The organism is Sulfuricurvum sp. MLSB (assembly GCF_000747095.1).
GTDB lineage: Bacteria > Campylobacterota > Campylobacteria > Campylobacterales > Sulfurimonadaceae > Sulfuricurvum.
Window position 1 is genome coordinate 1 of record NZ_JQGL01000007.1, and the last position, 7151, is coordinate 7151.

General features: G+C 49.5%; 10 protein-coding genes. 2 read left to right on the plus strand and 8 right to left on the minus strand.

What is annotated here, in order from left to right:
• Positions 1-128 precede the first annotated feature (128 nt).
• From JU82_RS00695 to JU82_RS00715, 5 genes are all read right to left on the minus strand, one after another.
• Entirely contained in the window at positions 129-1190 is a 1062-nt protein-coding gene (locus JU82_RS00695) for a DUF2235 domain-containing protein (protein ID WP_037945577.1), read from the minus strand.
• A gap of 10 nt (positions 1191-1200) precedes the next feature.
• The gene (locus JU82_RS00700; protein WP_037945578.1) at positions 1201-1896 is read right to left on the minus strand and encodes a hypothetical protein; all 696 of its coding nucleotides are present in this window, start codon (positions 1894-1896) and stop codon (positions 1201-1203) included.
• Positions 1897-2008: 112 nt separating this feature from the next.
• Entirely contained in the window at positions 2009-2923 is a 915-nt protein-coding gene (locus JU82_RS00705; RefSeq protein ID WP_037945579.1) for a DUF234 domain-containing protein, read from the minus strand.
• 83 nt (positions 2924-3006) lie between these two features.
• On the minus strand, positions 3007-3843 hold the full coding sequence (locus tag JU82_RS00710; protein WP_037945581.1) for a M90 family metallopeptidase: 837 nt from the start codon (positions 3841-3843) through the stop codon (positions 3007-3009).
• 3 nt (positions 3844-3846) lie between these two features.
• Positions 3847-4419 carry a hypothetical protein gene (locus JU82_RS00715; RefSeq protein WP_037945583.1) on the minus strand — a complete coding sequence of 191 codons (573 nt, stop codon included), beginning with the start codon at positions 4417-4419 and terminating at the stop codon, positions 3847-3849.
• 89 nt (positions 4420-4508) lie between these two features.
• Between JU82_RS00715 and JU82_RS00720 the strand changes: the two genes are divergently transcribed.
• Positions 4509-5378, plus strand: a complete 870-nt coding sequence (locus JU82_RS00720) for a PDC sensor domain-containing protein (RefSeq protein ID WP_037945585.1) — start codon at positions 4509-4511, stop codon at positions 5376-5378.
• Here the strand turns inward: JU82_RS00720 and JU82_RS00725 are convergent, their stop codons facing one another.
• Together JU82_RS00725 and JU82_RS11515 are read right to left on the minus strand one after the other, a co-directional pair.
• Positions 5379-5579, minus strand: coding sequence for a hypothetical protein (locus tag JU82_RS00725; RefSeq protein WP_037945586.1), 201 nt, complete (start codon positions 5577-5579; stop codon positions 5379-5381).
• Between the two features lie 63 nt (positions 5580-5642).
• Positions 5643-5855 carry a hypothetical protein gene (locus JU82_RS11515; protein ID WP_294891925.1) on the minus strand — a complete coding sequence of 71 codons (213 nt, stop codon included), beginning with the start codon at positions 5853-5855 and terminating at the stop codon, positions 5643-5645.
• Positions 5856-6158: 303 nt separating this feature from the next.
• Between JU82_RS11515 and JU82_RS00735 the strand changes: the two genes are divergently transcribed.
• The gene (locus JU82_RS00735; protein WP_037945590.1) at positions 6159-6575 is read left to right on the plus strand and encodes a hypothetical protein; all 417 of its coding nucleotides are present in this window, start codon (positions 6159-6161) and stop codon (positions 6573-6575) included.
• A gap of 30 nt (positions 6576-6605) precedes the next feature.
• Here the strand turns inward: JU82_RS00735 and JU82_RS00740 are convergent.
• Positions 6606-7151, minus strand: a 546-nt coding sequence (locus tag JU82_RS00740; protein ID WP_037945593.1) for an isoprenylcysteine carboxylmethyltransferase family protein, incomplete at its 5' end; no start/stop codon positions are given.

Sequence of the window (7151 nt, forward strand, 5' to 3'; positions counted from 1 at the left end):
TCATCGTGCCATCCTTCTGAAAAATATCACCATTATAGAAAAGATCGCTTAGAGGCTCTTGAGATATAAAAAATCAAAAAAGACCAAATCAGAATGAAAGTATTCAGCCCGGCCTTTGGCGTGTTACGTCACGCATCAAATTGTTCGGGCGGGGTTAAACCGGCCGCGATGAGTGTCGGCGGTCTGTATGTCGGAATGCTTTTCCAGCGCTTCCATACGGAAGGATCTACCGTCACGCCGATAGCGAGATTGCCCTCCTGATCTTGCTCAAACCGACGGTAGTGTCTGCCGTTGCCGGAATGAAATACGTTTCGGAATGCGCTGTAGCCGCCTTTGAGAAACTCTTCGTACGAATCTCGCGGTGCAGACTCGTAAGCGTGGGATGACGCCTGATAGGGCGTCAGTTTCAACCCTGCGGCGGCGGCTTTTTCCTGCATCCATGCCAAAGAAAGATCGGCAAGCGGATCGTCGCCGTATCCGCCGCCTACATTGGCGTGTGCGCCGATGAACCAACGCTGTTCCACCTCGATATGTTCACTCTTTTTCATTCCGTTCTCACCGCTCCACAGCACGGCATCATAAGCGGCTCGGTGCTCATCCAGCGCGACGGCATGATAGGCTCGCTCGACGATTTTGGATAAGCGCGTATCATGCCAGGAATAAAGTTCATGCTCGGAGATCATGGTTCCCGGCACACCCAAGGCGCCTACCGTGTCCCAGACGCCTATGAAATGTATCTTTACCTCACGGCTGTAGTGTGTTCGAAAGAGGCGGCAGTTCTCGCCGTCCGGTGAAGAGTGCTTGTCGCGGTAAAGTTTTTCGGCTTCATCAAGCAAATCCGCTGTTGCGATGTGCAACAGACCGCATTTTCGAATCATACCCACAAGGCTTCGGGCGGTGAAGGCGCCGCGGCTGAAGCCGAATACCCAGATTTCGTCCCCTTGCGTATAGCGTCTGGCGAGCCATTCGTACCCTTCTAAGAGATTTTTGCTCAGCCCCGTACCGAATAATCCCCCGCGAAGACGGGTAAACTCTGATGTTCCGACACCCGGGTCATAAAAAAAGCGTTGATAGACGTCACCGTCGTAGTCTAGGATATTGCGTGAAAGTCTGTAAACATTGGTGCGATCCTGCGGATCGTTCCATGTACCGTCATAAAGCAGGATGAGCCGCTGTTTTTCGTGTGCCATTGTTCCTTCCTTAGTTCTCTTTATCTCCAAGACGCTGTTTGACTTTCCTTAGAATGAGTGTAAATATGAGCGCCAGCAATGCGCCCCAAAACCATAAGGCTTTTTCCCAAAATACGTCCCAAAGATCTGCCAGCATCGTTATGACGATATTTTCATACGCTATTTCCACTTCGACTTCCACGATGTCGGAAAATTTTTGATTAAAGGAATCGCGGCATTCTTTTGACGTAAAGAGTTTGACGTAGGCGGAAATTTTGTAGGTTCCGTTTTTGGTCTGTTTCGGATACAGCCAGAAAACTTCTTCCGTCCCTGTCGGAGGTATCAACATGCATTCGCTTTCGTTGACATCTTGAAAATCAGGTGCGTTGAGGCCGAGTTTGACCCATTGTCCTATCCCTGATATATTTTTTTCAGCGTAAACATCATCCGGAGAAGGCATATCTTGTCGATAGGACGGATCACCGATCCAAACGATCGCTTTGCCGGGCGAACCGGCTGTCTGGATCTTTTTGACGGCGGTCAAACGTACCAAGTAGTTATCAAACTTATCGGGGTAGGCACTTTTGTTGATTGCGGTATCCTCATCCGGCGCTGCAGCGGCTTCTTCGGATGGGGAAGACCTCGTTCCGGACGATGAACAGGAAAGGAAGAATATCGGTGTCAGAGAGAGTGCGAGATAAAGAAAATACTTTTGATAGGCGGTCATTGTCTACCTTTGGCTGGTAAGCGCAGGAAGCCGGATATGACTATCAACTATGAGAAATGACGACAATGTGCAATGAACTATTGTACAGCCGATAACATAAAAAAATCTTAATCTAATACTTTTTGTTCGTGTTGACGAGAAGGTCTTTTTCGCTTAGATCATCGATCAGGGAACGAAGATTTTTAAGGGCAAAGAGACGGAGGGTTTCGCTTTTTTCTTTTTTAAACTCGCTCGAAAATCCGCTTTTGGAGAAGATGACGAAAATGTCGGCTTTAAGCTGCGCCCGTGCGCATTTTTCCTGAAGTTTGGTCAGCTCGCTTTTATTGGCTTTGGACTTGGAATATTTGCACGCTCCCGCCAGAACTTTTCCCGATTTCGTTTGTCCCAGTATCTCGATCTCCCCGTTTTTATCCCAGTATGAACTGATTTTACTCACCCAGTCCTCTTTGAAGCTCTGTTTCACCAGCGCGATGACAAGCCCTTCGTAGACGGGATCGAAAAAGGCGTGGCGGGTGTTTTCCCACCGCTCTTTTACTTCGGCGAAATTTCCTTCTTTGATCCCCTTGTAATACGGCGATACGGAGGAGAACCAGAACCGCATGAACGGGGCGGTGAAGATCAGCCGATCCGAGACCTCCTCGTGCTCATCCGCAGGTTCCTCCTGCGAGCTTTCGCGTACCAGCAGGCCGTTTTTGATCAGAAACGCCGCGGATTCTTCGCCCTCGCGCCGCTGCAGGCCGGCACGCCGGAAGGCGGAGTGTTCCCGCCGATCCCCGGAAGCGAGCGCGGTGAGGAGCGCGTGGTAGGATTTATTGCTTTGGGTGATTTTGGTAATGTCGCCGTGCAGATAGCGGTAATTGGCAAGAACCTTCTCTTCGATCAGCTCTTCGAGAGGTTTGCTCAAATCCACGTTCCATCCCATTCCCCCGAAAACGGCGAAGTACTCTATTGCCTTTTCGATGTCCGTAGCGTTGTTTTGAAAACAGAACGAACGAAATTGCTGAAGGAGGGTCGGGTGTTTGGACATGAGAGGAAGCCTTGGTTTGTTTCCCGCATTATAGCCTAAAGGCTTTTAGGCTCTTTCCGATCGAAACGGCAGCAGTGCTCAGTTTACGAAAAAAGTTCCGCCGCATCGATCCCGTAGAAGATTTTGAGCTGGTCGTAGAGGCCGGGAAATTTCTCTTTTAAAACGCCGCTTTCCCCGAAAAAACGCTCCGTAGCGACGGCGAAGAATTCCGCCTCGTCCAGCGCCGCATCAGGCCCGAAAAGGGCGTATTTTCCCAGATCGGCGTTTTTGTGCACGAGTACGCTCAGAGCATCGAACTCTCTATCGAAAACATCCACCCATTCATGATAGCGCGAGCGTTCCATCGGAGGGACGCCGTCGATCTCGCCGTCCATAAAGTCGATTTCGTGGGCAAATTCGTGCAAAATGAGGTTGTAAGGACCCATCGCATAGGCTTCGCTTCGGGCGGCATCCCACGTGATCACGACGGTGCCGTTGGCCGACTGGCCGTCGATTTCCACCTCTTCGCTCGTATGGATCCCCCCTTCGGTGCGGTTTTGTTCTACCACGACGGAATCGGGATAGATCAGTACCGTCGTGAGCTCAGGGTAGGGGAGCGGAGCATTTTTGCGCAGCAGGAGAAGGCAGGCGTAAAAGGCGATCAGCACTTTCATCTCTTCCGTGACCCCCAGATCGATCCCGATAAACTCCTTGGTATGGATGAACCGCAGTACAGAGCGGCGAAGCGCGGCTTGGTCTTCAGCCGAAAGCCTGCGAAAGTGGGGCAGACGGGTTAGGATCGTTTCATACTTTTCGGGGAAGGGGAGACGCTCTATGTTCTCCATTGCTTTTTTGGTGCGGAACCGGTGCAGAATGTACAGGGTGAAAAATATTCCTCCCAGAGCGATAACGATCAGAAAAAGAGCTTCGTAATAGTTCAACGGTTATTTCCGGTCGAAATGGTAGATCGAGTGGGTGGTGCTCAGCTTTTTGTCTTTCCATGCGAAATAGGAGCTTTTGAGGTGTTTGCCGCCGTTGCTGAGCTCATGAACGATTTGGTGAATATGGTCTTCGTCGGAGCGGCACAGCTCGGTGCTCATGTCGCACTCAAACACGATCCGATCCGGAGTGCTTTCGCGCAGATTGGCCAGAAACTCGGGCTGGTTTTGTTTGGAGCAGTAATGGGTCGCTTTGAGGTTGGTGCACGCGATGTCCTTGCAGTGATACATGGTCACCATCTGCTTGGACGTGTTCGGGAGGAGGTCTTCTTGAATCGTCACTTCGCCACCGATAAGTTTGAACGCAATCCCCGTCGTATCGGTCCCCACGAGCGGCAGTACCGCTTTATGCTTGTAGGATTCGGTGCCGCTTTGCGCCTGCGCTGGGGAGAGTTTCCATTCTCCGATCAGCGTATCCTCCATCCATCCGAACACTTCCCACGCGCTCGCTTCGGCGGCATGGGAGGCCGTGATCAGAGAAAAGGTAGCGAAAAGAGACACAATCGGTTTTTTAAACATGATAATTTCCTTGCGATGATTGAAATTGTACTGTGAAAAGGGGGTTTTCACTATAATAGAACCACTACGAACCGGCAGGACACTACGATATGAAACAGATGATGCAGATTTACCGCGCCAACCGCGAAACGGTAGAGGGGTTTTTACTCACCACGATCAGTGACAAGCCCTACAGCGATTTCGATGAGGTGCAGGTGCGCAGCACGTTCAAAAATCTCCCGTGCCTGAGCGATCTGTACGTTATGGATGCGCAGGGGATGCAGATCACTCCGACATGGCGCCGCAACAGCCACGACAGCTCAATGCAGGGGAGTGATCGAGGCTATTTCGTCAACCGCATCCAGTTCGACGAGCACGGCAATTACGTCTCAAACCCATATATCTGCGCCAACTCAGGGCAGCCAAAAGTCTCGGTGGCGCGCCGGTTTCCTGATGGGAAGATCGTCGTGTTCGACCTCGACCTCGTTGCCGTCATGACGAAAATGCATCTGATCGACAGCGACCGCCTCATCTCAAAGCTCTCGGTGTGGGTTTATGCGCTGCTTGGGGGCGGGCTGGTGCTGCTGGCTCTCTTTTTGGGTATTTACGGCCTGATTGGGTTTGCCAAGGCGCTGACGAGCGTCGGAGACGAGACGCTGCAGCATGTTTTTAAATCGATCATCGGGATCACGCTCGCCATAGCGATCTACGATCTGGCCAAAACGATTTTGGAAAAAGAGGTGTTTTTTCGCTCGTTGACGCTGGAGGAGGGCAACGAATACGCCACCCTCACAAAATTTCTCACCTCGATCATCATCGCCCTCTCGATCGAATCGCTGATGGTGGTCTTTAAAGTCGCCATCAACGATATCAGCCAGATGGATTACGCTTTTTATCTGATCAGCGGGGTCGGCATCCTGATTGTCTCGATGGCGGTGCTCACCTATGTGAGCCGTAAAAAAGGGGAGAGGAAAGAATAATCAGGGGATCGCCGCGTTGTGATAGCGGGCGAATTTCTTGCGCATCATCTTGATATGCAGCCAGCTCAATACGCCAAGAATCACCAAAAATATGCTAAATCGCAACGTGTCCAGCCCTCCTGATTTGGCGCCGATGGCCATTCCGAAAAGCAGAAGCAGAAACAGGGTTATAAATCGGGAAAAAAGTTTGGTTGTTTTCATAAAAATAGCTCACTTGAAAAATGGAAAAGCCATATCGGCACATGAAATATTTTGTTTAGCGTTTCATCCTAAAATCCGCTCGGCACCTTTTTGGGTCAGTACCAGCGTCACGCCGTCCTCTTTCATCTCGATCAGCCCGTCATTTTTCAGCTCATCCATCGCTATTTGAAACGGACGGTCCTGTTTGGAATCCAGCTTTTTCAAAATAGCGCTGATGACGTCTTGTTTGGTCATGATATGACCCGCGACGGCGCGGCTTGATTTGAACCAGTTCATAAACATCGCTTTGATCTCATTTTTTTGAGTTGTTTCGATGTTCTCTTTTTTCGGCGGTGCTTTGCGCGCGACGTTCTGCGGAGGGTTTTTGTACTCTCTTTTCGGAGCCGGTTTTCTGTTTGTATTTGAAGGTTTGATGGGGAATCCTTGGTGTCCATGTTATGAGCGTATTGTAGTGATTTTTGCTTAATCACCCGCCCCTCTATGATTTCGGGAAAACGGCTTGTCCCATTCTCCTGAGAGATTCAGGTAAAATACCGGTCTTTTAAATACTTAAAAAATAATACTGCGATTAGGAATAAGATGAAAGAGTTAAGTGCTATTGACTTAAAACTCGCGTTCGAGCAAGATCTTAAAATGGCTCTGTACACACTGGAAAGATACAACATTGATGCCAATTGGGCTTTAGTGGCCTGCGATGATTACGATGTTGATAAAGCGCATATCATGGACAGCGTGCGCCATAGCGATGTCATCCGAAAAATCAATGAACATTACATAGCCGTTTTATTTACTTTTGTGGACCATGTAGGCGCACAATGTGCTTTGGAAAAATTGATTAATCTCTATCCGCAGCATCATTTGAGAGGGAGTCTGATCGTCTTGAAGAAAGGGGATACGATCGAATCGGTGTGTGAACGATTGTTGGAAGCCAATCGCTTCATCCACCGGGACCCTCACCAGAAAATATTTCATGAGTCCCACGATTTTCACGCGTAAAAAAGCAGCCCGTCTCTTTTTCCCCTTTTTTTATTTGGGAAAAGGGAACAGCATTCCGACGCGTTTTTGGTACTCTTTGTAGGTATTCCCCAACGCAGAAACCAAATCCCTCTCTTCGTATCTCAGCCCGATAAAAATATAGATGCTCAACGTGATCGACAGCATCAAATGCGAATAAGACATGACAGGGGTCAGCCATATACCGATCAGTACTCCCAGCTGGATCGGATGGCGTACAAATTTGTACAATAGCTTTTCTTTGAAACAAACGGGCGGTTCGGGCTTGTTGATAAGGTTCAAATAGATTTGCTGCAGCCCGAACAGCTCGAAATGGTTGATGATAAAAGTAGAAAAAAGTGAAAACAGCCAGCCGAAAATATATCCCGCGATCAACAGACCTTTTACCGGCTCATTGTCCACGCGCCATAAAAAGCCCTCTATCGGCTGCCAATACAGACATATCAATCCCAATGCCACCCCTGAAAAGAGGACGTACGTACTGCGTTCAGCCGCTTGGGGCATAATCTTGCTCAGATGTTTTTTGAAGGACGGACGCGCCATTACCGAATGCTGCAG

Excerpts from the sequence above, each read along its gene's own strand:
- JU82_RS00695 (WP_037945577.1), bottom strand. The coding sequence starts at position 1,190 with ATGGCACACGAAAAACAGCGGCTCATCCTGCTTTATGACGGTACATGG.
- JU82_RS00700 (WP_037945578.1), bottom strand. The coding sequence starts at position 1,896 with ATGACCGCCTATCAAAAGTATTTTCTTTATCTCGCACTCTCTCTGACA.
- JU82_RS00705 (WP_037945579.1), bottom strand. The coding sequence starts at position 2,923 with ATGTCCAAACACCCGACCCTCCTTCAGCAATTTCGTTCGTTCTGTTTT.
- JU82_RS00715 (WP_037945583.1), bottom strand. The coding sequence starts at position 4,419 with ATGTTTAAAAAACCGATTGTGTCTCTTTTCGCTACCTTTTCTCTGATC.
- JU82_RS00720 (WP_037945585.1), top strand. The coding sequence starts at position 4,509 with ATGAAACAGATGATGCAGATTTACCGCGCCAACCGCGAAACGGTAGAG.
- JU82_RS00725 (WP_037945586.1), bottom strand. The coding sequence starts at position 5,579 with ATGAAAACAACCAAACTTTTTTCCCGATTTATAACCCTGTTTCTGCTT.
- JU82_RS11515 (WP_294891925.1), bottom strand. The coding sequence starts at position 5,855 with ATGAACTGGTTCAAATCAAGCCGCGCCGTCGCGGGTCATATCATGACC.
- JU82_RS00735 (WP_037945590.1), top strand. The coding sequence starts at position 6,159 with ATGAAAGAGTTAAGTGCTATTGACTTAAAACTCGCGTTCGAGCAAGAT.